Raw genomic sequence first — 26,643 nt, 5'->3', positions numbered from 1 at the left:
GCTAGTATCTTTAGGAGCAAGTAATGGGTAATGAGTAATGAGTTTTTCAGAAGCGTGTGATACTTACCTTATTTACAGGAATGAACCTCATTAGCTAAAAGCTAAAAGCTATTAAGCGTATTATTCTATTTTTAATTAACCCATATTACTTCTGGGATATGTTATTTTTTGAAATTTGGCTTATCAGGCAAAGGAATATCTTTCAATTCTGAGGGCTTGCGATCGGGAAGTGGAATATTTTGTAACCGATCCCGTAATGATGGCAATGGTTCAGGTTCGGGACTGGGTTGCGGTGCCGGTTGTGGTGCCGGTTGTGGTGTAGGTGCTGGAGCAGCAGCTGGTTCCGGTGGGGGCTCAGGCTTGGGTTCGGGCTTGGGTTCGGGCTTGGGTTCCGATTCTGGCGGGGGCTCAGGTTTGGGTTCGGGTTTGGGTTTAGGTTGCGGTGCCGGTGTCGGTTGAGGTTTCTGCTCTGATTCGGTTGTCTGATTTTTTTGCTCTCTTCTGATAGAGGGAAGAGTTAAAGAAGGACATATTTCCGCATCATATTCATAGTTAACTAATACCTGATAAGGTTTGGGCTTTCCAGTATCATTATCTAAAACACTCTGACTAATTTCTTGACTAGCTTGCTCGTTAAAAATTGGATATTTTGCGCCCTTAATCAAATCTAAGGCAACAACTTGACCTTCAGCATCAACTACAACTCCGTAGACGCTAGTACCTTCAAGTCTTCTAATACAAGCATCTCGTGGATAAGTGCCTTGAACTTCGATTCTCTTGGGTTCTATCTCTTGGACTTTAGTTAGCCATGCAATGTAATTTTTCCTTGCATCTTCGTCAGTAGTACCAGCTTGCGTTTTTTTAAGACTTTGGCTAAGGTTACTGAGTCCCTTGGCTGAATCGGCAGCTTTTTTAGCAGCAATTTCCTCTGGCTTAGGCTTAACTTGAGGTTTTGTTTGAGGTTTTTTACCTGGCTTTTGTTCAGGTTTACCCGCTGTTTGTGTGTTTTTTTTGGGTTGCTGAGGTTTTGCGGTTTCTGAGGTTGGTTTATTAGTATCTGGGGGTGGGAACTCAGATGGATCGACTTTGAAATCCAGAGGATTAATTTCAGGCGGTTGAGGTAATTGTGATAAATCACCAATCGGAGGCAAAGTAATATCAGTTACCGGCGGTAAAGGAGGAAGATTAAAGTTTGGCGGAGGTGGAATAGCAACGGGAGGTAAATTAGATGGATCTCCTAAGCCTGGAATTAATGAACGGGGTATGGCAAATGGTGAGGCTGGCTGGCTATTATCAACTGGCGGCAGATCGCTAATATTAGGTACATTAGGATTTTCTATTTGGGGATATAAGTCGGGTAAACGCGACTGCTGCTCGGGACTCAATTCAATTACGGAAACTTCTCTTTGTCCCGAATCATTATTAAAATTTAAAGTTGGTAAACCAAATTTAAGCACCAGCAAATGTAAAGCGACCGACAGCAATAAGGATAATTTTGCTGGGTTAATCAGCTTGCCAGATTGATAATTTAATTCTGATTCGTAAGACATAACCAGCAACAATAAGAATAAAATTTAGTTTACAAAGCGATACTCAAAAATAAGATAATTACATACTAGATTATTTAGATTATGCGCAATTAGTCAGTATGACAATCTCTGAATGTACTAAATAATTAGTAACTATGACTTTTAGGTCTTATACTTAATAGCTAAACCAATTACTACCGAATACCTTTAGCCGATATTCTTTGTAGTATATATTTTACTTAGTTTCTGATTTGGACAGGCATCACTAAATAGGTCATATTTAATCCAGCAAGAGGAGTAAATATAACTGGTTGATTCCATTCATTGAGCTGCATTTTAATTTCTGTTGCCGAAAGTGCCTTCAGTCCATCCATCAGATATTTAATATTAAAGGCAATTTCGATATCCTCTCCCATGATTTCTGCAGGTAAAGATTGTTTGGCATTGCCTACATCTTGAGCATCCGCTGAGATGATTAATTCTCCTTTATCATTATCGAGACTAAACTTAACCAAATTATTTTTTTGCGCCAATACTGCTACTAATTCCAGACTAGCTAAAAGTCTTTTGCGATCTACGATCATCTCACGGGTAAAATTTTGAGGAATTAATTGTCCATAGGCAGGATAATCTCCTGGTATTTTGGCACTAGTTAACAGGCGATCGCCCAGGGTAAATGTCATTACTAATTCATCAAAATTTACCTTGACTAGATCCGTTGGCTGAGCATCACTGACAATTCTTTCTAATTCCCGTAAGGCCTTGGCAGGTATAGTTACTGCGAAATTGGGCAAGTGAATTTTTGAGTCTGTAGATTCGGGATTAAGGTCTGCTGCTACAACTGCTAGGCGGTGACTATCAGTAGCCGCAAACTCTAAAATATCTCCTAAATTATCTTTCCCCAGACTTTGGGCTTTGAGATGAACTCCTGTGAGAATCTGTTTCGATAATTCTGCTGAAGCTGCAAATAGACAGCCTCCTAACCCTTCGTTTAAAGCAGAAATTGGTAATTCTAAAGTTTGTTCTGCTTCAATTTTAGGTAATTCGGGGAATTCTGCTGGGTCGATACCTGTTAACTTAAATTCGCCAGATAAGGAACTAATGGTAGCGATAAAACTGTCTGATTCATCCTCAGGGACATCCAAAGTAATATCACTCTCTGGTAGACGAGTTACAATTTCGTTAAATAGTTTGGCAGGTAAAGTAATACTACCACCTTCGGTAACTTCAACGTTCATGCTAGTTTTGATACCTAAACTACCATCAAAAGCAGTTAAACTAACTTTCTGAGTGGTTTCTGTTGCTTCAATCAAAACGTTTCCCAATACCGGTGGTTCGGGACGAGAGGGAACAGCACGACTAACAAGAGAAAGGTTATTTTTAAGCTCGTTTTGACTGCAAACAATTTTCATCTCTGAATCAGATCAACAGATAATTTTCCCAATAATTGTACTGTTAAAAGCTATTAGCTGTTCGCTTTTAGCTATCAGCTTTAAATTAGGCTGGTTAAACTACGAACTACGAACTACGAACTACGAACTAACTAATATCTGTGGAAAACTTGTGGAAAACTTACAATTTTTCTCGTTAACCTGTGGAAAAAGCTAGGTTTGAGATTTTTGTCGACTCACAAAATTAATGCGATCGCTCAACAAAGAAATAGTTTGATTAAGTTGACGATCTTTTCTGAGCCGTTTGGCGATTTTCTCACAACTATACATGACTGTTGTATGGTCTTTGCCACCAAATTTTTCACCGATACGAGGTAAACTCAGGTCGGTATGTTGTCGCATCAAATACATAGCAATCTGTCTGGCATTGCTAATTTCTCGGCGACGAGAACTGCTAATTAAGTCTTCGGCAGAGACTTTTAAAATTTCTACAGCCACATCAATTATGGTTTCGGGGGAAGCGGTAATTTGTTCTACCTTGGGATTTAGAACTGCCGCAATATTTTCAACTGTCATTGATAAGCCAGAAAGAGAGATATAGGCGAGTGCTCTAATTAATGCTCCTTCTAACTCTCTAATGTTGGAAGTATACTGGCTAGCAATGTATTCAACTGCTTCTCTGGGAAGACGAACATTTTCATATTCGGCTTTTTTTTGGAGGATTGCCATCCGAGTTTCTAAGTCTGGTACTTGAACATCCGCTATCAACCCCATTGAAAAACGAGAACTCAGACGTTCTTGTAACTTCGGAATTTGATTGGGGGGGCGATCGCTTGCTAAGACGACTTGCTTTCCTGCCTCATGAAGAGTGTTAAAGGTGTGGAAAAACTCTTCTTGAGTATATTCTTTGCCCTCAATAAATTGAATGTCGTCTACCAATAAAATATCGGCGGAACGGTAGTGTTCACGAAAAGTTTGAATACTATCATTACGAATTGCGGCAATTAAATCGTTAGTAAATTGTTCTGTAGAAACATAAAAAACCCTAGCATCGGCATTAATTGCCAAATGATAATGTCCAATAGCCTGCATTAAATGAGTTTTCCCCAATCCTACGCCGCCACAGAGAAATAAAGGGTTAAAATCTCTCCCAGGAGACTCGGCAACAGCAAGAGAGGCAGCATGGACCATACGATTGGTGGGACCAACGACAAAACTATAAAAAGTATATTTAGGGTTTAATTTAGTCGGTTTGAGCTGGTTTTTAGTAGCAGTTGAGTATTGATGTTCGTCGGGTAAAGAAATAGCTGGTGCGGAAAAAAAAGCAGGCTTCTCTCCCTGTAGGGATTTAAGACGAATTTCCAGAGATTTACCAGTAATGTCCCTCACCAAATCACTGATAATATTTACGTAGTACTTTTGCAGGTGATTCATTACAAAGGCATTCGGCAACAGAATAGTCAAATGATCTGAAGTCAAATTCTCAACAGTGGCATGTTGTATCCAAGTCTCATAAGTAGGGCGACTTAGTTGTTCTTTGAGGCGATCTAATACTTGTTCCCATAACTGTTCCGAAGAAATTGCCACTCTAGTTACTTACCGATGATTGGTGATTAGAAGATCTTATCAGTTGAATTGTATTACGATCGAGAAAGTAAGTTACACGCTGCATTTTCTAGCCAGTGAACATGAAAAAACAGCCCACAATTGCTCAAATAGGAAGTTCGATCCTAAGAAGCAAAGCTCAACCCGTAAAGAATATTATAGACAGAAATATCTCGGAGTTAATTGATTCCTTAATTACTACAGCGATCGCCAATCAGGGAGTAGGAATTGCTGCTCCCCAAATCTCTCAATCCTATCGGCTTTTTATTGTAGCGTCCCATCCTAGCGATCGCTATCCCCAGGCACCAACCATGAAACCCACGGCGATGATTAACCCCAAAATTTTAAGTCATGGCGAAGCAATAGTTAAAGACTGGGAAGGATGTTTGAGTGTGCCTGGAATTCGAGGTTTAGTACCCAGATATCGCCAAATTGAAGTAGAATACACTACTCAATCAGGAGAAGTTAAACAGAAAGTATTGACTGATTTTATTGCCCGTATTTTTCAACATGAATTAGATCATCTTAATGGCATCTTATTTATAGATCAGATCAAAAATAAAGCAGATTTATACACAGAAGCAGAATATCGCCAAATTATTAATAGTGGAACATAATCTCGATCAAGTCATTGGAATTGATTTGGGGGGAACCGCCATCAAAATGGGACGGTTTCTCAAAAATGGCTCATGTTTAGAAACAGTTTCTTTAGCCACTCCTCAACCGGCGAATCCTCAACCAGTCATAGATGCGATCGCCCAGGGAGTAAAGCAGCTTAATCATGACCATACCTGCGGTGCGATCGGTTTTGGTGTCCCAGGACCAACAGATACTTCTAGACGCATTGCCAAAAAATCCATTAACTTACCAGGATGGGATGATGTGCCTGTTGCCGATTGGTTAGAAGCTCAAACTGGTCTGCCGACTATACTGGAAAATGATGCTAACTGTGCTGCAATCGGCGAAGCTTGGCTAGGGGCAGGGAGAAGGTTTCGTAATTTTATCTTGTTAACTTTAGGGACTGGGGTTGGAGGAGCGATTTTTCTTGATGGTAAATTGTTTACCGGTCATTGTGGGGCAGCAGGAGAACTAGGTTTAATTACGCTCAATCCTAATGGCCTTCCCTGTCGTAGTGGTAATCAGGGTTCATTAGAACAACATACTTCCATTGGTTCAATTCGTCGTCTTACGGGTAATGAACCAGCAGAAATGGGCAAGTTAGCCCAAGCAGGAGATCCAGCGGCTTTAGAATTTTGGCAGAGTTACGGCAAGTTATTGGGGGCAGGGTTAACCAGTCTAATTTATGTCCTGACCCCTGAAGCTGTAATAGTCGGTGGTGGCATTAGTGCTAGTTCCAAGTTTTTTTTACCTGCTACCCTGAAGGAAATTGAAAAACGGGTATTATCCACTTCCCGACCAGGTCTACAATTGCTAACTGCTGAATTAGGTAATACAGCCGGAATGTTGGGAGCAGCAAAGTTGGTTTGGAACCAGATTGAAGAAAACTCTTTACATTAAACAAATCAGCTCATCTGAATTAACTGTCCCAAGAATTAATATTGCGAAAATTAGCAGCGTTTTTAGCCATGTTGTTCTGACTAAAAGAATGCTCAGAGCCTTCTAGATTTACCTGCTTAACCGTGCCACGAATAATTTGGCGTACTTTAGTCTGATGTTGAGTTATGTAAGTTTGCTTGAGTTGATTATATTCTTTAGCATTAGTGGCATAGAGTGCCGGTACATATTCGTTATTTAAAACTAAAGCGCAGACATCGGAAAGATTAATGCGATCGCTATTGGAGTCATAGTCATTCTTGATATGACTATAGGAATCTTTAATTACTTCCTGTTCGACAAGATTAGTCAAACTAAGATTGGCTAATACGTCAAAAATATCGCTTTTTTCTCCCTTGGGTCGTCCCTTACCCTCAATTTCTCGCCAGGATTGAGCCAGTATTTTTCTCATCGAAGCATTCTCAGCAATTACCTCATCTTGGACTAAGGTACGAGGAATATTGAGTTGTAGTACTTGCTCGATCGCCCTGGGCAGTAAATTTTCTTGAATATTACTTTGATAGTGCTTACGGTATTCTGCCTTTTGTTTGTTATATCCCCGTGAAGTGGTGGCATAAAGGCTCGGAACCTGCTGATGATTTAATAATAAGGCACAGACCAATGCTGGTTCAAGATTTGCCTTTTTTTGGGCATATTTGATATCGATGGTAAAAATCACCTCTTGGAGAACTTCGATTTCGGTAACATTAAGCAGTTGAATTGAATTTAACAACTCAATTGATAATTGTTCACGACGATTTCTCCCTTCCACAAACTTGCCCATAGCTAGCCTCAAGTAACTAAATCGATTTTAGCCTCGATTTTTGGGATGCACTAGTAGTCTGCCAATTTTGAAATGATGGATGATAAAAAAGTTCGGAGTTTGGAATTCGGAGTTCGGAGTTCGGAATTCGGAGTTCGGAGTTTGGAATTCGGAGTTCGGAATTCGGAGTTCGGAGTTCGGAATTCGGAGTTCGGAGTTCGGAGTTCGGAATTCAGAGTTCGGAGTTTGGAGTTATAGGTTATAGGTTAATTCAATGTTGGTTAACTTACTTCGAGTTAGAAAAGGGCGTACATTCTCCACCTAAGCCATCAACGATCGTACAGGTATTGCTAACCATCATATCGATATAGCTATCAGTTTCACCTAGCCCATCAACATACAGTTTTTTTTCTGATAATTTTATATTGGCACCGCGAGCTACATTCTTCATAATGCGATCGCTAGCAGTTGATTCGACAAAAATTGTGGGTACACCTATTTCTCTGATTTCTGTGACTAATTCAGTTACTTCAGAGGCAGTGGGGGAGGCTTCAGAACTTATACCTTGCAAAGTAAGATAGTCATTTAAATAGTAAGCTTGGACATAATAATTTAGAGAGTTATGGGCAGTCACTAAAATTCTTTGTCCTTCAGGAATGGTGGCAATTTGTTCGTCAATCCAAGCATCAAGCTGCCAAAGTTGGTCAGTAAATGCTGTACTCCTTTGAAGATAAGACTCTGCTTCAAAAGGATTTACTTGTAATAGTATTGATTGAATTAGTTCCACCATGGCAACTGTATTTTCTATGTTATGCCAAACATGGGGATCTGGTTCTAATTCTCGTTTGTCACCTCTGGAGGGCTGAGCTTCTGGAGTTACTTCAGCAGAATGTTCTGAATGTTCTCCCTCTGAATGTTCTCCCTCTGAATGTTCTCCCTCTAAATGTTCTCCCTCTGAATGTTCTCCCTCTGAATGTTCTCCCTCTGAATGTTCTCCCTCTGAATGTTCTCCCTCTGAATGTTCTCCCTCTGAATGTTCTCCCTCTGAATGTTCTCCCTCTGAATGTTCTCCCTCTAAATGTTCTCCCTCTGAATGTTCTCCCTCTGAATGTTCTGGATGGTCGTGTTCTGCCAAAATAGGTTCAGTGACTGCCTGTTCGTAGATGGCTATTTTGGATGCAGGAGTTTCTGTGGCTTCGATTAACTGAATTAGTTTTGGTTCTAACTGATACCCACCATAGAGAATTAGTTGTGCTTCATCCAGTGCCTTGCGCTGAGAAGGGGTAGGACGGAAGGTATGGGGATCTTGGCTGGCATCAATTAAGCAAGTTAAATCTACAGTATCTTGGGCTAGAGTTGTCATTAAATCGCAGATGATGTTGTGAGATGCTACTATTCTTGCTTTTTCTTGAGCATGAGTCAGGTTGCCATTAGTTTTAAGACTACAACCACTCAAGCTTACTAAGATACCGAAAATAGTCAGACTAAAAATACCTGTTACCCCAGACCTCTCAAACATAAGTAAACTTTTTAATTGAATAAATATTATGAAGCATTATGATAATGATTCCAATTATTATAATGTAGAATGATAACAAGTCTCATTCCCAATTATTAATGCTTGAAGTTTGTCAGCTCAATATTAATTATCGCCACACTTCGGCAGTTAAAGAAGTTTCATTTTCTCTACATCCGGGACAGGTCACAGCTTTATTAGGACCGAATGGTGCCGGAAAAAGTACCTTGATCAAAGCTATTTTAGGTTTAGTTCCCATAGCTCAGGGAACAGTTACCTGGGAAGCCAAGCCGATCAAACAACAGTTAAAAAGAGTGGCTTATGTACCTCAGCGATCGCAAATTGATTGGGATTATCCCATAACTGTTGCCAAAGTTGTGATGATGGGAAGAACTGCGGCTACAGGATGGTTGCGCTCGCCTAGCAAGCAATCTCGATTAATAGTGCAAGATGCTCTGAAAAGGGTGGGAATGTGGCAATATCGCCAGCGTCAAATCCGAGAATTATCGGGCGGACAACAACAAAGGGTTTTTCTCGCCAGAGCGATCGCTCAATCAGCAGATTTGTTGTTATTTGACGAACCGTTTAATAATGTAGATCGACAAACAGAAGCAATTATTTTTGATATTTTCGCCGAACTCAAAGCGCAACACAAAACTTTATTGGTAATCAGTCACGATCTGAGTGAAACTCTCGAAAATTATGACCAACTATTGTTATTAAATAAGCAGTTGATAGCTGCGGGTTCTAAAACCGAAGTCTTAACTAACGAAAATATTAACCAGGCATACGATAGATATTCTACAATTAGTTTCCAACCATTAAGCAGTAGCTATCAACGCCCCAATGTTAAATTGGTTAGCTGAACCTTTAGAATTTGAATTCATGCGCCAGGCGATCGCCATTGGCTTTTCTTTAGGAATTCTCAGTGCAGTAGTTGGTAGCTATTTAATTCTGCAACAGATGGGCATGATGAGTGGTGTAATTTCTCATGCTGTGTTGCCTGGGATTGCGATCGCTTTTTTCTTAGAAATAAATTTAGCAATTGGTGCCTTTATTGCCGGGTTGATGAGTGCTTTGGTGGTAATGGGTATTCAACGGCGATCGCGAATTAAAGTTGATGCAGCAATGGCATTAACTTTAACGAGTTTTTTGGCATTAGGAGTAATTTTAATTACTTCTTTGGAAACTAATCAGATTCAACTGGATGAGATTCTTTTCGGTGATATTTTAGGGGTAACTAGTAGCGATGTTTGGCGGACAGTAATTATCACCAGCATCATTCTTTTATTAACCAAACTTTTTTACAAAGAACTAGAATTTTATACTTTCGATCCTCTGGGAGCAAAAGCCTGTGGTTTACCAGTAAATTTGCTTTATTTAGGTTTAATTTGTGCCATTACCTTAACCATAGTTGCTAGTATGCAAACTGTAGGGGTATTGCTAGTGATGTCATTATTAGTCGGTCCCGCTATTACAGCTTATTTACTGGTTAAAGAACTCTACCAAATGATGATCCTCGGCTCAATTATTGGTGCAGTTTCTAGCATTATCGGAATGTATGGTAGTTACTATTTTGATTTACCATCGGGAGCAGCAATTGTAATGGTAATTTTTGTTTTATTTCTGTTAGCATTTATATTTAGTCCAAGTCAAGGCATCATGACTGAACCAGAATTAAAAACTAAATTTCAGAGGTGGTTCAAGTTAATTCTGAAACAAATTTCATCTAGAGGGAAATAATAAAAAAGTTGTAAGGATTTATCGTTCATCTCTAGTGATTAAGCCACAATGAAAAATGAATAATCGAAAACTGGTGCTAGAACGCAATGAACGAACGTTGCATGATTCCCGTAATCAAAACCCTTAAGGATTATCAAGCTTATCGCATTAGTCCTGAAGATAATAACCGCCTAGCGATCATCTTCGATCCTAGTAATGCTAACGATTCACTAACCGTTTGTGTAGAAATTTTTGATGTTGGTAGTGCAACTCCTCCCCATCGCCATAACTTCGCAGTAGAAATGTTTTTTATCCTCAAGGGTGAAGGTATGGCAATATGTGATGGCAAAGAGGTGCCTTTACGTAGTGGTGACAGTGTATTGATGCCTAAAACAGGAACTCATTATCTCAAAAATACTGGCTCTGAGCGTTTATATGCATTATGTATTATGGTTCCCAATGAAGACTTTTCTGAGTTAATTCGCAGCGGTATACCGGCAACTTTAGATGAAACGGATATGAGAGTTTTGTCTCGTATAGATTCCCTAGCTCATATTAATTAGAATCGATTATTTGTTGATATTTAATTATTTGTTGATATTTAATTTTGCCACTTAAGCGAGCAAAATATACTTCTTAAGTCAGAAAATTATGAGCAAAATTTGGCTAATTTTCTTAAAAATACCTTTAGATTTTGTGCTGTTGATAGCTAGTCAATAACTCTACAATAGGTGAGTATCTTCTCATGATCTTAAAGGACACTAATAGTGATCGCAACTGCACCTCGAAATAATCTCGAAATATCAACTAATGGCTTACCCAACATCTGCGGTTGGGAATCAGAAATCGCGACCATAGTTAATCATAACCAACCAGTATTTTTACCCCAAAGTAATCTAGAGCTTAATCAAATTAGTGCTGGGTTTGCTTGCGCCCTCCATATGCACCAACCTACGATCCCCGCAGGAGCAAATGGAGAACCGATCTGCAACTTACAACATATGTTGGAAAATCCCCATGATGGGGATAATCACAATGCAGAAGTATTTGCCTGGTGCTATAGTCGCATGGGCGACTGGATTCCTGAATTAGTTGCCAATGGTTGCAATCCTCGCATCATGCTGGATTATTCTGGTAATCTGCTCTGGGGTTTTCAGCAGATGGGGCGTAACGATATTCTGGATAACTTGAAAAAAATCACTTGCGAACCTCAGTATCAGCCCTATGTAGAATGGTTGGGTACGATGTGGAGTCATGCAGTTGTTCCCTCAACACCGATTCCCGATATCAAGTTACAGATTCAAGCATGGCAACATTACTTTGCCGCCATCTTTGGTTTTGAGGCTCTTAAAAGGGTCAAAGGGTTTTCTCCCCCAGAAATGCACCTTCCCAACAATCCTGACACTCTGTATGAATATATTAAAGCTCTTAAAGAATGTGGTTATACTTGGCTACTAGTGCAGGAACACTCAGTTGAAAGGTTAGACGGTTCAGGGTTACACCACGATGACAAATATTTACCGAATCGTCTCGTTGCTCATAACTCCAAAGGAGAGACGATTAGTATTACTGCCCTAATTAAAACTCAAGGTTCAGATACTAAATTAGTGGCTCAGATGCAGCCCTATCACGAAGCAAAAGGCAGAGGCAAACAACAAATTGGAGATGTTTCTGTACCTAGTTGTGTTAGTCAAATTGCCGATGGCGAAAATGGCGGGGTGATGATGAATGAATTCGCTCGCGATTATCAACCTGTGTGGCATGAACTCAAAGATAACAATAATATTGTTGGCTTTAATGGCACTGAATATATCGAATTAATTGAAGCTACGGGAGTAAAACCCGAAGATTATCCTACTTGCCAAGCAGTGGGACAACACAAAATCTGGCAACAAGTCGATCCTAGCTCTGCTACTCCTGAGAAAGTAGCTCAAGCGATCGCCCATTTACAGGAGACAGATCATCAGTTTCACATGGATGGGGCATCATGGACAGACGATCTTAGTTGGGTAAAAGGTTACGAAAATGTTCTGGAACCCATGAATCAATTAAGTGCCATGTTCCACCAAAAATTCGATTCTTTAGTAGCTAAAGATGCTTCAGTAACAAAAACTAAGGAGTATCAGGAAGCTCTGCTATATGTATTGCTAGTTGAAACCAGTTGTTTCCGCTATTGGGGACAAGGTACCTGGACAGACTATGCACGGGAGTTATTTCGTAGAGGGGAAGCTTTACTGAAATAGTCTTAGTAAATGGATAAGGAAAGCTTGATTTAACCTCTTGGTATTAAAAGCTGTAATGCTCTTCGAACATATTCCGACCAAGATTCGGTTGTCGGTTGAAAGATTGTGGCATAGAGCATTATGCCACTCATAGCATCGAAGACTAAACCAGGATCTAAATCTGGTTCAACTTCATTTCTGGTGATAGCTCGCTCAATTACTACTGCAAAAGCTTTGCGTCGGGGTTGCAAATAGTTGGTCCAATAGATTTGGGCAAACTGAGAGTTACTTGCGGCACTGCTAATGATCATTGCTACAGCCTGTCTTCCTAAGGGACTAAGAGTAATTTGAGCGGCATTTTTAATTAGCTCATCAATATCACTGCTCAGATTCCCAGTATCAGGAATGATCACATCTTGACGGATACTTTCGATCGCATCGGCTACCAATTCTGCTTTACTTTTATAGCGTCGGTAAATCGTAGTTTTGCCTACTTTAGCCCGAGCTGCAATTGCTTCAATACTCATGGCGGCAAAACCCACTTCTCCTAGAAGTTCTAAAGTAGCTTTTAACATCGCTTGATGAGATTGAGCGCTACGAGGTCTTCCTGGCGTTTTTTTCTGAGGATTTTTCATAGTGTTATTATAAAGTTACGAAACAGTAGCGTATCGTAATCAATATTATGAGTCTTCGTCCCCGTCCTAATTATGTAAATAAATATAGTACTCAAACTTTACAACAGGGGCTAGAAGAGTATTATGCTGTTAATCCCAGAATTACCGATCCCAGAAAATTATCTCCAGAGTTTGCCCAAATCTTACTCGCTCACGATGTCTCTCATGTAATTTTGGGCTGTGACACCAATATGTATGACGAAATTAAATTATTACCGTTAAGCTTTGGGACAAGCGATTTTAAGTTGAGGGACTATATACGTACTAATCGAGATCCGCAAATTAAGCCAGCGATCAACATTATGTATGATGATTTAATTAAGCAACATGGTGTAGTGGGGCTTTATAGTTCTATATTATTTGTTTTACCGCGACTAATACCAGAATTAGTGATAATTTGGTTTAAAAACCGTGGCAGAAACAAATATTATCCTTTTCTTAACTACTATTCTTTGCTCGATCGCTCTCTTCTAGAAATACGTCAAGAATTCGACTTGCTGCCATTAATAAAATCTTGAGTTCAGAATCAATAATTTATCTTGAAAGACATTTAACTTTTCCATCTTGAATGTTGATAACTCGCTGACAAAAGTTAGCAACTTGGCGATCGTGAGTAACTATGACCACAGTTTTCCCACTACGATGTAGAGAATCAAAAACATCCATAATCTCTTGACTAGTTCGTGAATCTAAAGCACCAGTCGGTTCATCTGCCAAGAGAAGTAGGGGATGGTTAACGATCGCACGGGCAATTGCCACTCGTTGTTGTTGACCACCTGATAACTGATTGGGATACTTGTGTAACTGCAATTCCAAACCTACGTTTTGTAAAGCAATTGCTGCCCGATTAAAGCGTTTGATGTAGGGAATGCCAGCATATGCCATGGGCAGCATGACATTTTCTAAGGCAGTCATTTCGGGTAAGAGGTAAAACTGCTGGAAGACAAAACCAATTTGATGATTACGAATGAATGCTAACTGGTTATCGCTCAGTCCAGCAACTGCTTGACCGTTTAAGTAGTATTTGCCAGCACTGGGACGATCTAAACAACCAATAATATTCATTAAAGTAGACTTGCCAGAGCCAGAAGTTCCCATAATGGCACAGCTTTCTCCAGTAGAAATCTTTAAATCGATCGCTCGCAGTATCCTGGTAATCGTTCCACCAAACTGATAGTATTTCTCGATTTGCTGGAGATCGATAATGACCGAATTAGAGTTCATTGAATTTAACTCCTCAAAGCAATAATAGGATCTAGCTGTGCTGCATTACGGGCGGGAACAACGCCAAAAATTAGACCTATTGCCCCAGAAACAGTCATGGCGACAACAATCGCCTGAGAGCTAACAATTGCTTCCAAGGGAGAGAGAGCCGCTATAATCACTGTTCCTCCTACACCTAAGCCAATACCAATGAAACCGCCAATAGTAGCCAAAATAATTGCTTCAATAGTAAATTGAATTAAAATATCGTTACCAGTTGCACCCAAGGCTTTACGCAAGCCAATTTCTTGAGTGCGTTCCACTACCGAAACCAACATAATATTCATAATGCCGATGCCGCCGACTACTAGGGAGATACCTGCGGTTGCACCTAAGACGAGAACTAAAATATTTGTCACTCGATCGGCAGTTGCCATTAAATCTTGTTGACTACGGACGCTAAAATCATCTTCACCTTTAAGGATGTTGTGGCGTAATCGCAATAGATTAGTAATTTGATATTGTGCTGCACTAGAGTTGTCGGGATTTTTGGCTGCTACGGCAATAGACTGGAGAGTAGGACTAGATTGATTACTTTCTTGTCCTGAGATCTGGTTTGCCATCACGGTAATGGGAATAAATATCACCTCATCTTGATTTTGTCCTAGAGAGGCTCCTTTTTCTTCCATCACTCCAATCACTCTAAAACTGAGATTGCGAATCCGAATTTTTTGCTCCAAGGGATTTTGGGTACCAAATAGAGTTTGGGCAGTATCACTGCCTAATACAGCTACGCGATCGCCTGTTTTGACATCTAAGAAATTGAAAAACTCTCCCCTAGCAACTTGAGCATCTCTTACGCTGGGATATTCTGGGGTAGTGCCAGTAATATTTACCTGAGTTTCTCGATCATAATAAGTAACTAGTGTACGTTCACTTTTTTCTGGGGCTACTTCTGTTACTGCAGGAACTTCCAGAGCGATCGCTTCAGCATCAGCTAACACTAGACTATTTGCCTGTACTACTCCAGCTTGAGGTCCTCTTTGTTCCACACCGGGAAAGACAAATAAAACATTGGTACCTAATGACTCAAATTGCTGAGTAATATATTTTTGTCCCCCTTGTCCCACTGCAACCATAGCAATTACTGAAGCATTGCCAATAATCACCCCCAGCATAGTCAGACCGCTTCGCAGCTTATTAGCACTGAGGGTTTTACTTGCCATCTTGATGTTTTCTAAGAAATTTGTACTCATATATTAAGGAGGCTTGATGTGGATTGATAATGCTAAATACTGAACTATTTAGTAGGTAATTTATTCTTTAAAACTATATTTATCTCTGGGGGAACTTTCCCCCAGACCCCCTGTTGGGGAAGTGACGGCTTCCCCAAACCCCTTCGTAACTAAAGTTCGGTTAAGATATATGCTTTGCTAGCTAATTCTTATTTAAGTTGACGAGTTTAAATCTCTTGTTGCTGATTAACGTTAGTTCGACCAACGACATTTAAATTGAAATTCTAAAAAACATCCTCAAACTTTGATGTCAATAGGAACGGAAAATATAGCCTGTTGCCTTCTTACGAAGTTTACTTATGCTTGCGGTATCCCTTTGGGACAACGGGGTTTCCCCTTTCACTATTCCCTACTTCTTACAAATTAATTTTGTCCTCATCGAATTCACGTTGTTTAATATATTGCAACTGAGCGGGCGTAAGTACCTGTTGAATTTGCCTTTGAGCTAATTGAAGAGCAATTCTCAGTTTATTCTGTTGTTTACTTGTCAGAGAAAGAGTATTTAAAGCAGGATGTAAAGTTAAACCACGAGCGAGTGAAGTTCTAAATTGTTGTAATTGTCTTACTGTCAATATTTCATGAATTTTGTGGGTAAATTTTCGATTGATTTGGACAATACTTTTTTGTTGGCTTTCATTTAAAGCTAATTTACCTGGCAGGGAAGGTATGGAATGATCGACCCTAGGAGGAGCAGGACTCTGTCTTGATACAGTGGCAATAGTTGGCTGAACAATATAACCTGATGAAGCAATATGGGCTGTAACAAAAGTAGTGCCAAAAACTAACGCTATTAACGAAACTAATTTCAGCTGCATAGATACTTTCATAATTCTCAATATTGTCAATTTTTTCTGGGATCTTTTTGTGGAGGAGAATCAATAAAAACGCGATCGCCTGATGCTAAACCCTGAATAATTTGTGTTTGACCATCTTGACTAAAGCCAATCCTGACAGGTTTAAATTTTGCCTTTCCGCGATCGCTAGCTACCATAACGCCGATTTCTCCTTGGTTAGTGGTAATGGCTACGGTGGGGATAGTTAGGGCATCTGGGATTGTCTTGCCAAGAAATACGGCATCCACATTCATGCCCGAACGCAATTCTGATTGTCCTGTGATTAGTTCTACCTTGACTTCAAAGGAAGTAACGTTATTTTCAACGATCGCTTCGGGAGCAATTTGTTTGACTCTTCCTTGAAAAGTCTGATGGGGATAAGCATCGGCGACAATTTCTACGGTTTGATTAGGCTCGATGTTGGCAATTCTGGCTTCAGAGACATTGACCTCGACTTCTAATTCTGAGGTAATGGATAAGATAGAGCTGGATGTTGCCGAGGAAGTAGAAGAAGCGGAGACATCGGGAGTCACAATTGAACCCACTACCGCATATTTTTGACTAACAATACCGTCAAAAGGAGCGCGAATATTAGTATCTTCTAGTTTTGTTGCAATTAAAGTCACTTTAGCTTGGGCTGCGGTTACTTTAGCCTTAAATTGCTCGATATCCTCTAAACGAGAACCATTTTCTAATTCTCGTAATTGTTCTTCTGCTTCGACCAACTTAGCGCGGGCTGTTTGATCTTCACTAAGATACTCATCTAAAGTTAATTGCGCGATCGCACCTTCTTCAGTCAGAAAGCGATATTTCTCTAATCTTTTCGCACTCAGATCGGCTTGTGCCTGGGCGGATATTACCTGTGATTCGGCTCTGGCGATCGCTTCTTGACGACTACCATTAAGAGTTCTGGTATATTCTGCCTTTGCTTGGGCTAACTCTGCTTGCGTTTGGGCTAGTTCAGCTTTTAGGTTAGCTGAATCCATCTGAGCTAAAAGTTGCCCAGCTGTAACTGCGTCTCCTTGCTCTACATATAGTGCAGCCAATCTACCAGTAGTTTTGGGACTAATATTAACCGAGGAAATTGGCTCAATACTACCACTCGCCTCAATACTGATGTTCAGGGCTTTAGTTTGTACTGGTACGGTTAAAGATTTAATATCTGGCTGCACATCTTTACTACGACGAGAAGCAAAATAGATACCCGCGCCTAAAATAATTAAGATCATTAGGATAGGTATCTTGACCCAAGAGCGTTTTTTTTGAGTTGTGACAATCACGTCATTGGTGGGTTGATTGAGCAGAAAAGACGAATCTTGCTCGTCTCTAGTCACAGAGCTATCTTTTGATGGCTCGAAAATACTATTCATTTGAAATTTTGCAAAGAGTTCTGGTTAGTTAGTCCAAATTTGTAGTTGATTGAGAACTAAATCATCCTGGCTATTTTCACAAGCACCTTCCAAAGAATCTTTCCGTTCGGACATCGCCCCTCGATCTGGTGTAAAGATGAAATCTCCCTTTGTCTCAGCAGACCAGCCGCTATACCAAACCAGACTCATCATTTTTTCCATTCTGCCCAGATCTAAAAATTCTGCACAAGTTAACTGCGACATATCTATGGCTTTGTCTTCATCTCCAGCAATTACCGTCACGGGAGATAAAATGGAAAGGGTTGCGGTTAAAGCGATCGCTGTTCTGAAAGGCGATAATTTAAGTTGCATAAAAACTCTTGTAGCTAAAATGAAGAATAGTTTTATGCTAAGTAGTTCTTGCTCTAATAACTACGATCAAATGTACAGAAATCAATTGGACTTTAGTACATATCACAAAAGCCCAAAAATAGAACCATCGTACATATAATATATTTAATCTTTCGTATTACATTAAGAATATCAATAACGTAATACTTCTTGTTTGGTTATGATGTCATTTTATATTGGTATACCAATATAAATGGTATTGACTACAAATATATCGTAGGGGCATACTGCTGTTTGCCCCTACAAAAGATTATCTGCCAAGTCTTTAATTAAAATTGGTATTACTCTTTTTGATTATCGATAAATTTAATAATGAAATTTACCAATCGACTCAAAGCCCATCCTCTTCGTTTGTTGCTTTATTTAGAGTGGATTTTATTTATTATTAGTATCATGGGGCAATTTCGTCCTTCAAATATACCTTTGCCTCCTATAAAATTACCGCCTCTTTTTCCGGAAATTAATCCTGATGTTTCTCCTGTATCAATTTTGTTGGCGATCGCTTTTTTGATTCTTGGTTTATGGCAACCTAATGGTAAAAATTGGGTAAATATTGTTTACACAGGCTTGGGATTTACCTTTATTGGTTTAATTGAGATTACTGACGAAAACAATATTCGTCTTTTGTTACCTTTGCTGCTAATAATGGTAATTAGAGGCTGCCTAAGCTTTAAATTGCCTGGTTCTATTATTGTGGCAGGTGTCTCTGTTTCTTGGTTTTTAGTCTCCCTTTACCTGGCAGTCAAAGATAGTTTTAGTCGCCTAAATATTGAACAAGTTCCAGCAATTATCACTCCGGGATTAAAACCTGAAATTATCTATCAACTTTATTCAAATGAAGAACAATTAAGAGCTTTAATTATTAATATGGCAATGAGTATAACTATGTTATTTTGCCTAATTACGGTGTTTGTTTTTCTCTTGGTAAATGCATTAATGTCTGAATACCGTTCTCGCCAAGAATTAGGCTTGGTTAACCAACAATTAAGAGAATATGCTTTATTAATTGAAGATCGAGCTATGTTACAAGAGCGTAACCGAATTGCCCGGGAAATTCATGATTCCTTAGGACATTCTCTAACCGCTCAAAATATACAGTTAGCTAATGCCATATTATATCTGCGTTCTAATCTTGAGCGTGCTGAGATATTTTTAGCAGAATCTAAAAAACTTAGTTCTCATGCTCTCAGAGAAGTTCGACATTCTGTGGCTACTCTACGCTCCGATCCTCTACAGGGCAAATTGCTCAATGTGGCGATCGCGGAATTAGTTGAAGATTTAAGATATCGCACCGAGATTATTTTCCATTATCAGAGTGATATTACCTATCAACTTCCACAAGAGGTCATTACTACAGTTTATCGCATCGTCCAAGAAGCTTTAACTAATATGATTAAGCATTCTCAGGCAACAGAGGTCACTATATCATTACAACTAATAGCTAATTATTTGAAAGTAGAAGTACAAGATAACGGTGAAGGATTTGATCCTCAAGAAAATACCACTGGATTTGGCATTCAAGGGATGAGAGAAAGAGCGACTGCTTTGGGCGGAAAATTTAACTTATTCAGTCTACCAGAAAGAGGATGTCGAGTTACGGCGAAAATTCCTTTAATTGGTCAATTTTGAGTCTATTTTTTAGTTTCTGATTATGATTCGTATTTTACTAGTAGACGACCAAACCATTATTCGTCAAGGATTAAGAAGCTTACTAGAATCTCAACCAGACTTTCAGATAGTGGGTGAAGCAGAAAATGGCAAAAAAGCGATCGCTCTGGTAGAAGAACTGGATGACACCTCACAACAACCAGATTTGATTTTGATGGATGTGCGGATGCCTGTGATGGATGGTGTAGCGGCAATTAAAAAGCTAGCCCATCAGTTTAGTTACATCTCTGTTTTAGTTTTAAGCACTTTTGACGACGATGAATATATTACTAAAGCGATGGAATTTGGAGCCAAAGGCTATTTACTCAAGGATACACCGATAGAAGAAATAGCTGCCGCCATCCGCGCTGCTATTAAAGGATATACTCAACTGGGTCCTGGTTTATTCCAAAAATTTTTAACTCAATCAAATCAGCCCAATCCTCCCCAGAAATTACCCGCAGTGTTACAGACACTTAGCCCGAGAGAAAAAGAAGTATTATCCTTAATTGCTCAAGGGGCAAATAATAAAGAAATCGCTCAAGAATTATATATTTCAGAAAGAACAGTAAAAGCGCACATCACAAGTATTCTCAGTCAATTAAATTTACGCGATCGCACTCAAGCTGCAATCCTAGCTACTCAATACGGATTTCTCTACTACGTCTGATGTGAATTGGTATAAAGTTGCGTTGGGTTAAACTAACGCTAACCCAACCTGTGAATAATCTACCAATTTTTAATTGTCAACTATTTTTTGGTCCCTGTTAGACAATCATGAGTTCTGAGAGTGGCAGCAGCAGCATAATTTCTTTCTGCGGAAGTATCAGGGTTGAAAGCATTTCCTGTTTCTTGATCTGGTGAAGCCACTTTACAATATGCCGACATGGTTTGAATAGTTGCAGCTCCCCAGTGATTAGCAGTATCAGAAAAACTAGTCGGTTCTAAGTTGGTAGTTAATTCAGCAGGTTTACCTTGTCTGATATTGGCAAATTTAGCCATATTTTGCAGTACGGCAATTAACTCTGCTCTGGTAACGGGATCTCCTGGTTTGAAAGAACCATCGGGGTAGCCTTTGACAATTTCACTTTCTTTTGCCCATTGAATTTTAGAAGCACTCCATCGAGAAGAATCTACATCGGGATAAGGCTGGGTAGGAACTGATGTTGGAGGTTCGAGATTGACACTATCGATAGTTTCTAAAGCTCCATAAACCATAGAAACCAATTGTTCTCTGGTTAAAGAGTCGGTGGGACGGAAAGTTTTGTCTTTAAAACCAGCAATAAATCCTAGTGCTACAGCCTGCTCAATTTCATCTTTATAGATATCGCGGGCAGTATCAGTAAAGCTAGTCGCTTTAGGAGGAGTAGGCACAGTATCCCCTGCAGCAGCGATCGCCTGAGAATCGCCACTAAAGTAGAAGTGACCCAAAACTTTTCCATCAACAGTTTTCTTGGTAAACTTCCAACCAGGATTTAAAAAGATTTTGAGATAATCTCCATCTGCTCCTTGACCAAAAGTCTGACCGACTGTGATTTTAGAGCGGTCATTACGGTTCTGGGCAATTAGCTGAAATCCATCTCCTTTGGGAACTATATTGAGTAAATAATCGAGGCTGGTATCTTGTCCATCAAGACGAACTGAGTAACCATTACTATCAGTAGAACGACGACAACTACCTGTAAAGTCAAAAGTTGTCCATAGAGGGTCAATAATCGTCGGTTGAGAGCCACTCTCTGTCCAGCACTGCTGTTTACCAGGAATTTGTTCGACTACCGCTAGGTTATAGCCAATTGCCCCAGCGGGTACAGCAACCGCTATTAGCTGATCTTCAGGGACAGGTTCTTCGGTAACGTTAGCAAAGGTAGGTAGCAAGGGAGTTGTTAAGGCGATCGCCGTTGTAAAAATTGCAGCTAACTTTAACTTTTTTGATAATTTCATAGTTATTTTTTGAGTGCTGTAACGATATGATTAAAACTCAAAATTATGATTTCGTCCTCCTTACTAAGAAATTATTCGGTATTGGTAAGAAATAGTTAAATCCCCTTTAGTTTGAGCCAGAAAAATCTGTCACATCTGAAGAACCTGCCTCGTCTTATTTAATCAATAACGACTCCCTGACTTCCGATGTCGAATTGCCGTAATTCCATTTTTTTCAAGTATTTCACCACGTTCTACTACTGCATAAATTAAAACGTGATCGGCTCTGCCATTGCTCAGCGCGCGATCGCCTGATGGCAAATAACTTTGGACAGTACATTCTAAATACGCTAAAGCTTCTTCAATAATTAAACAGCCGTTATTAGCAGTTTTGGTGGTTAAGCTGTCAAAAGGAGCGTTATTTTGAGCAGAAAAGTTCTTTCTGACACTTCTCCCCTCATTGAGAATATTCAGCACAAATTTATCCCCTGGATTACTAATCAAGTACGCATTTTGTTCCTTAGCAACTGCAATCATCACCCCAGGAGGGTTAAAAGTTGCTTGGGATACCCAAGAAGTCAGCACACCACGATGACATTCATCATTACAAGTAGTTAGAACGCAAATAGAACCTATAATTCTCCCCACTGCTTGTGCGGTGCGATCAATCTGAGTTTCTGTTACGGCTTGGCGAGGGATACGTAGTTTTTTGGTTTTTTTCAGTTTTTGAGTGAATTCTCGACCTGCTTGTTTGCATTCCTCTAAAGTATTAGCCTGAGGACTAAAACGCACCCGAATTGGTTCAAACCCGAAGTTATAATGAGCATCTCTTAGTTTATTTTCTAATTGATCGATCGCTTCGCCACTCCAACCATAAGAACCAAACACTCCTGCTAGTTTTGTTTTGGTCGCGTTAGCTAGCACGATTCCTAATGCAGTTTGAATTTGAGTTGGTGCGTGACCACCTAATGTCGGTGAACCAATTATAAAACCATCACAGGTTTGAATTGCTTCGGTAATTTCTTCAGTGGAAGCAAGTTCGCAGTTAATTGATTCTACGGCGACTTCAGATTGCACTAATCCCTGGGCGATCGCATTAGCTATCGTTGCGGTGTTACCGTATGCCGAAGCGTAAAGCAGAACAACTTTAAATTCTTGACTAGTTTTTTGCTGACACCAAGAGTGATAATCGTAGTTAAAACGACTGAGACTATATTTAACTAACGGACCGTGAGCAGGAGCATATATTTTGCTAGGAAAGGCTTTAAATTTAGCTAAAGCTTTTCCTAACTGTTTGGTTTGAGTAGCGTGAAGACAATCAAAATAGAAACGGCGATCTCGATCCAATTCTTTCCAGTTATGATCGAATATAGATTCATCGCACAAATGCACCCCAAAAAACTTATCGGTATAAAGAATTTTGCTTTGAGGATCGTAAGTACATAAACCATCTACCCAACGGGGAGTAGTCGCTCTAATAAACCGTAGTTGATGCCCTTGTCCTAAGTCTAAACTCTCATTATCTCTAACTACTCGAACTCGCGACTTCCATTGAGGAAACATCAAAGCACCTTTTAGAGCTTTGGCTGCTAGTTTAGAACAAATTATTGTTGCATGGGGAGCGTATCCTGCCAATATCTTGATCGTTGCTAATCGATTGGGATTAACGTGCTGCAAGATGATATAGTCTAATCTTTTTAAATCAAGATGTACTAACGTCTCCAAGTAAATCCGAGTAAAAGACTGTCCTGGCGGATCGATTAATGCAGTTTTATCTGCTTGAATTAAATAGGAATTAGAAGTCGTACCTTTTTGACGAGAGTATTCAACCTCAAACTTCAGTCTATCCCAAGTACGCGATCGCAATACTTGGGTATTTGCACCAATTTCCGATATTTGAACGTCTCTTGGTTTAGTAGATGTTGGCTTAGTAGATGTTGGTTTAATAGTTGCTCGTACCATTTTTTTTGTGATTGTTAATTGTTAATGCCTGATTGTTAATTGCTACTTGCTACTTGCTAATTAACTAGCTGATAGCCGATAGTGAAAGCGAGTATTAATAATAATTTCCTACTTTGCGATGATGAACAGCCGTCAGGACGTTGAGTTTGGCTACTCTACCAGCTTGCGCGGTACTATATATAATCCAGTGATCGCTGCATTCCAAGCGACTGGTAACTTCACATTCAATGTAGGCTAAAGATTCGGCGATAATCGGTGAACCATTTGCTGCTGGTACAGTTTTGATTCCTGCAAAGCGGTCTGCGCCGGGGGCAAAACGTTTAAGAAAATGTTTGATTAAATGCTGATAGTTTCCTTCTTCTAATACATTCAACACAAAACGATCGCCGATGTTTAGGAATGATTCCATTGACCGATCTTTAGCCACTGCGATCGCAATCCCCAAGGGAGTTAAACTAGCTTGTATTACCCAAGAAGCAACCATCGCACTTTGAATTTCACCTTTGGTAGCAGTAATGATGTATAAACCGTTGCTAATTCTGCCTAAGGCTTTCTGTAAACTGTTATCAATTGCCTTGATTTGTTTAATAGTGCGATCGCGAGTTAACCACTGTCCTAGATCTATACCAGCTTCATCACATACTTGATGGATAAGTTGATTGGGAGGCTCTTTGACTAAAATTGGCGGAAAAACTTCAGTTAGTCCAATTTCCTGAAACTGGTTCCGCAAAGGATAAATTGGCTCATCTTCTCCACCGCCGGATTCAAATAAAGCGATCGCTTGTTTGCTGTGTGCTGCTGCCAGGACGGTATTAAGAACAGTATTCGCTTCCGAGTCTGATTGGGGTGGCATTCCTATAACTAAACCTGCTGCTTGTGCCACTAGTTCTCTGGCTTCTTGGGGTTCTGTGTTATTCCAATCAACTAATTCTATGGCAACTTCTGTTTTAGAAATTCCATGAGCGATCACTCTAGCAAGTTCTTCACTATAGCCATAATCCTCAGCATAAAACAAGGCGACAAATGTTTCAGTTTTGGTTTGTGCCTGACTCCATTGCTGATAGCGATCAACTAACTCGGCACGATGGTATTTTAGTAAAGGACCATGTCCTGTAGCGATCGTGTCCAATTCCAGTTTTCCCATTCGTTTAATGGCAGCTAAAACTGAACGGGCATTGGGTTTCATTAAACAGTCATAATAATACTCAAAGTCAGCCTCAATTAATTCTAAATTCTCATCAAAAGTAGGCTCATCGCAATAGTGCATTCCAAACGCATCGCAAGTATAGAGAATTTGCGTTTTGTAATCGTAAGTGAAAATTGTATCGGGCCAGTGTAAATTAGGAGCGGAAACAAACTCTAATTGATGTCCCTTACCCAAATCAAGGCGATCGCCATTTTTAACAATCTGATGCTGAAAAGGTTGATGCACCATGTCGGCTAAAAACTTAATCGCCACCTTAGCACCGACTACCGTGACCTGGGGGGCTAACTCTAAAATATCTCTAACTAGACCACTGTGATCTGGTTCAGTATGGCTAATAATTAAGTAATCCAGTTGCGATGGATCGATTGAACCTGTCAATAACTCTAGATAGAGCTGACGAAACTTAGCATGAGAAGTATCAACTAATGCTAATTTTTCACCCTGAATGATAAAGGAATTGTAGGTTGTACCGTTTTGTAAGCCAAATTCAATATCAAAGCGATGCCTTTGGCTAGCTTCGCAATCGCGATCCCAATCAAGACAACGAATAGCAATAGTTTCTGATTCAATTTCGACAATTTGTAGAGTTAGTCTATAATTGGGTTTAGTAGTTTGATTTGTATTTATGAATGCAACCATAAGTCGGATACTCCTGGTTAAGTATTTTTAAATTTTGGGCATTGCTGAAATAAGACCTGAACAGTTTGTATTTGTATTTTATTTGTGTCTTGGTCTATTTTCAAAAAGCTTATAGCTTATAGCCTATAGCTACGAGCTTTGCTCCTTTAACTCCAACGTTGATCGAGCGTTCGCATATATGACTGAAAAGCTGCATCTTGTATTGGAAGTATGAAAGCATCTAAGTCTGAGTCGTTATGATGAGAGTGCCAAAGTCCAGGAGGAGTTACAAAGACAGACCCCGACTTCCAGTAAACCCGCTCTCCATTGATAATATTACCGTCCTCATCCAAAGATTTGCCCACTAAGGTGTAACCCGACTCAGAACCAACAATCACTAGATCGAGTGCTACAGAGTTATGACGATGGGGTTTTTGTTCTGAACCTCCAGGCAAATAAACCATTAATGCCCAGAGAGTATGGGTCAAACTACGGGTCAATTGAGTGGCATTATTTCCCAAGATTACCCCGATTCGATTACGTTTCCTGGCTCCTGGCTCTTGGGCAATTTGCTTTAATTCCGCAAAAATGCGATCGCCTTGATATAAACAAGGCTGAAAACGTGGTTTTGTGGCTGTGACTCCTAGATAATTAACCAATGCTTCGTCAGTTACCCAATAAATAGCAGTATCTTCACTAGCAGCATGAATTGCTCCAGCACAACTGGGCAATGTAAACAAATCACCCTTAGACCATTCCATTGTGCCGTATTCGCTTTCAGTTTTTCCTCTACCTTTAATAACGTAGAACAGTTGTGCTGTGGCTGGAGAACTTGTTTTCAGACTGTTTTGGGGACAGATACTTAAAAAATAAGCACTGATTACAGGACTGGTAGCAGGAGCAATAGATTGCATTTGTGGGGACAAATCCAGAGGGATAATTTTAGTGACTCCTTGTTGATGAAGTTCAGCATCAAAAGTAGTGCAGGGAATTGCGGGTAATTTAGGGGCAACAGCAGCCGAAAATTCATAGTATAGAGAGTCAACATCCCATTGAATTGGGGAGTTCGATTGAAAATTGATATTCTGAATCATTGCACTAAATATTGCTCAGATGTAGTTGCCAGTTAATGTTATATTAGCATAGACAAATAAATATGATAATTAATTTACCATAGGTTTTTATCTATAAATAAGGCTGCCAACAAGAAGAGAAATCGCTA

Annotated in this window: 24 protein-coding genes; 9 read left to right on the top strand and 15 right to left on the bottom strand. The window is 39.7% G+C overall.

Annotated elements, in window-relative coordinates:
• Positions 1-161 precede the first annotated feature (161 nt).
• From PLEUR7319_RS0112765 to dnaA, 3 genes are all read right to left on the bottom strand, one after another.
• Entirely contained in the window at positions 162-1,550 is a 1,389-nt protein-coding gene (locus tag PLEUR7319_RS0112765) for an energy transducer TonB (protein WP_019505618.1), read from the bottom strand.
• Positions 1,551-1,768: 218 nt separating this feature from the next.
• Positions 1,769-2,941 carry a DNA polymerase III subunit beta gene (gene dnaN / locus PLEUR7319_RS0112760; RefSeq protein ID WP_019505617.1) on the bottom strand — a complete coding sequence of 391 codons (1,173 nt, stop codon included), beginning with the start codon at positions 2,939-2,941 and terminating at the stop codon, positions 1,769-1,771.
• Positions 2,942-3,133: 192 nt separating this feature from the next.
• Complete coding sequence (dnaA, locus tag PLEUR7319_RS0112755; protein WP_019505616.1) at positions 3,134-4,507, bottom strand: chromosomal replication initiator protein DnaA; 1,374 nt, start codon at positions 4,505-4,507, stop codon at positions 3,134-3,136.
• A 101-nt stretch (positions 4,508-4,608) separates the two neighbouring features.
• Between dnaA and def the strand changes: the two genes are divergently transcribed.
• A complete protein-coding gene (gene def / locus PLEUR7319_RS0112750; protein WP_019505615.1) occupies positions 4,609-5,142 on the top strand; it encodes a peptide deformylase in 534 nt (177 codons plus the stop codon).
• Positions 5,132-6,043, top strand: a complete 912-nt coding sequence (locus PLEUR7319_RS0112745; protein ID WP_019505614.1) for an ROK family protein — start codon at positions 5,132-5,134, stop codon at positions 6,041-6,043. Before def ends, PLEUR7319_RS0112745 begins: the two co-directional genes overlap by 11 nt.
• A gap of 19 nt (positions 6,044-6,062) precedes the next feature.
• Here the strand turns inward: PLEUR7319_RS0112745 and PLEUR7319_RS0112740 are convergent, their stop codons facing one another.
• Entirely contained in the window at positions 6,063-6,863 is an 801-nt protein-coding gene (locus PLEUR7319_RS0112740; RefSeq protein WP_019505613.1) for a hypothetical protein, read from the bottom strand.
• A gap of 265 nt (positions 6,864-7,128) precedes the next feature.
• Positions 7,129-8,361, bottom strand: a complete 1,233-nt coding sequence (locus tag PLEUR7319_RS0112735; RefSeq protein ID WP_019505612.1) for a metal ABC transporter solute-binding protein, Zn/Mn family — start codon at positions 8,359-8,361, stop codon at positions 7,129-7,131.
• A gap of 98 nt (positions 8,362-8,459) precedes the next feature.
• Between PLEUR7319_RS0112735 and PLEUR7319_RS0112730 the strand changes: the two genes are divergently transcribed.
• The 4 genes from PLEUR7319_RS0112730 (at position 8,460) to PLEUR7319_RS0112715 (ending at position 12,323) form a co-directional block, all read left to right on the top strand.
• A complete protein-coding gene (locus PLEUR7319_RS0112730) occupies positions 8,460-9,224 on the top strand; it encodes a metal ABC transporter ATP-binding protein (protein WP_019505611.1) in 765 nt (254 codons plus the stop codon).
• Positions 9,205-10,101: a metal ABC transporter permease gene (locus tag PLEUR7319_RS0112725; RefSeq protein WP_019505610.1), complete on the top strand. Its 897-nt coding sequence runs from the start codon at positions 9,205-9,207 to the stop codon at positions 10,099-10,101. Before PLEUR7319_RS0112730 ends, PLEUR7319_RS0112725 begins: the two co-directional genes overlap by 20 nt.
• An 86-nt stretch (positions 10,102-10,187) precedes the next feature.
• The gene (locus tag PLEUR7319_RS0112720; protein WP_026102479.1) at positions 10,188-10,643 is read left to right on the top strand and encodes a cupin domain-containing protein; all 456 of its coding nucleotides are present in this window, start codon (positions 10,188-10,190) and stop codon (positions 10,641-10,643) included.
• A gap of 204 nt (positions 10,644-10,847) precedes the next feature.
• On the top strand, positions 10,848-12,323 hold the full coding sequence (locus tag PLEUR7319_RS0112715) for a hypothetical protein (RefSeq protein ID WP_019505608.1): 1,476 nt from the start codon (positions 10,848-10,850) through the stop codon (positions 12,321-12,323).
• A 29-nt stretch (positions 12,324-12,352) separates the two neighbouring features.
• On the opposite strand, the gene PLEUR7319_RS0112710 is transcribed toward PLEUR7319_RS0112715, so the two are convergent.
• Positions 12,353-12,937 carry a TetR/AcrR family transcriptional regulator gene (locus PLEUR7319_RS0112710; protein WP_019505607.1) on the bottom strand — a complete coding sequence of 195 codons (585 nt, stop codon included), beginning with the start codon at positions 12,935-12,937 and terminating at the stop codon, positions 12,353-12,355.
• A gap of 47 nt (positions 12,938-12,984) precedes the next feature.
• On the opposite strand from PLEUR7319_RS0112710, the gene PLEUR7319_RS0112705 reads away from it, so the two are divergent.
• Complete coding sequence (locus PLEUR7319_RS0112705; protein WP_019505606.1) at positions 12,985-13,494, top strand: hypothetical protein; 510 nt, start codon at positions 12,985-12,987, stop codon at positions 13,492-13,494.
• A gap of 16 nt (positions 13,495-13,510) precedes the next feature.
• On the opposite strand, the gene PLEUR7319_RS0112700 is transcribed toward PLEUR7319_RS0112705, so the two are convergent.
• The 5 genes from PLEUR7319_RS0112700 to PLEUR7319_RS0112680 form a co-directional block, all read right to left on the bottom strand.
• Positions 13,511-14,200 (bottom strand): ABC transporter ATP-binding protein, encoded by a 690-nt coding sequence (locus PLEUR7319_RS0112700; protein ID WP_019505605.1) that lies wholly within the window; start codon positions 14,198-14,200, stop codon positions 13,511-13,513.
• A gap of 5 nt (positions 14,201-14,205) precedes the next feature.
• Positions 14,206-15,435 (bottom strand): ABC transporter permease, encoded by a 1,230-nt coding sequence (locus PLEUR7319_RS0112695; protein ID WP_019505604.1) that lies wholly within the window; start codon positions 15,433-15,435, stop codon positions 14,206-14,208.
• Between the two features lie 395 nt (positions 15,436-15,830).
• The gene (locus PLEUR7319_RS0112690; protein WP_019505603.1) at positions 15,831-16,289 is read right to left on the bottom strand and encodes a hypothetical protein; all 459 of its coding nucleotides are present in this window, start codon (positions 16,287-16,289) and stop codon (positions 15,831-15,833) included.
• A gap of 26 nt (positions 16,290-16,315) precedes the next feature.
• The gene (locus tag PLEUR7319_RS0112685) at positions 16,316-17,677 is read right to left on the bottom strand and encodes an efflux RND transporter periplasmic adaptor subunit (RefSeq protein WP_019505602.1); all 1,362 of its coding nucleotides are present in this window, start codon (positions 17,675-17,677) and stop codon (positions 16,316-16,318) included.
• A 24-nt stretch (positions 17,678-17,701) separates the two neighbouring features.
• The gene (locus PLEUR7319_RS0112680; RefSeq protein WP_019505601.1) at positions 17,702-18,028 is read right to left on the bottom strand and encodes an HdeA/HdeB family chaperone; all 327 of its coding nucleotides are present in this window, start codon (positions 18,026-18,028) and stop codon (positions 17,702-17,704) included.
• Positions 18,029-18,379: 351 nt separating this feature from the next.
• Between PLEUR7319_RS0112680 and PLEUR7319_RS0112675 the strand changes: the two genes are divergently transcribed.
• Positions 18,380-19,696 carry a sensor histidine kinase gene (locus tag PLEUR7319_RS0112675; protein ID WP_019505600.1) on the top strand — a complete coding sequence of 439 codons (1,317 nt, stop codon included), beginning with the start codon at positions 18,380-18,382 and terminating at the stop codon, positions 19,694-19,696.
• Positions 19,697-19,718: 22 nt separating this feature from the next.
• A complete protein-coding gene (locus PLEUR7319_RS0112670; protein ID WP_019505599.1) occupies positions 19,719-20,384 on the top strand; it encodes a response regulator transcription factor in 666 nt (221 codons plus the stop codon).
• A gap of 80 nt (positions 20,385-20,464) precedes the next feature.
• Here PLEUR7319_RS0112670 and PLEUR7319_RS0112665 read toward each other — a convergent pair whose 3' ends face one another.
• From PLEUR7319_RS0112665 to PLEUR7319_RS0112650, 4 genes are all read right to left on the bottom strand, one after another.
• Complete coding sequence (locus tag PLEUR7319_RS0112665; protein WP_019505598.1) at positions 20,465-21,655, bottom strand: DUF3747 domain-containing protein; 1,191 nt, start codon at positions 21,653-21,655, stop codon at positions 20,465-20,467.
• 162 nt (positions 21,656-21,817) lie between these two features.
• Positions 21,818-23,596 (bottom strand): diflavin flavoprotein, encoded by a 1,779-nt coding sequence (locus PLEUR7319_RS0112660; protein ID WP_019505597.1) that lies wholly within the window; start codon positions 23,594-23,596, stop codon positions 21,818-21,820.
• Between the two features lie 94 nt (positions 23,597-23,690).
• A complete protein-coding gene (locus PLEUR7319_RS0112655; protein WP_019505596.1) occupies positions 23,691-25,442 on the bottom strand; it encodes a diflavin flavoprotein in 1,752 nt (583 codons plus the stop codon).
• 146 nt (positions 25,443-25,588) lie between these two features.
• Positions 25,589-26,515 (bottom strand): hypothetical protein, encoded by a 927-nt coding sequence (locus PLEUR7319_RS0112650; protein WP_019505595.1) that lies wholly within the window; start codon positions 26,513-26,515, stop codon positions 25,589-25,591.
• Positions 26,516-26,643: the final 128 nt, after the last annotated feature.

It is taken from the genome of Pleurocapsa sp. PCC 7319 (genome assembly GCF_000332195.1).
Lineage (GTDB): Bacteria > Cyanobacteriota > Cyanobacteriia > Cyanobacteriales > Xenococcaceae > Waterburya.
This window is presented reverse-complemented; position numbering and strand designations above follow the sequence as displayed.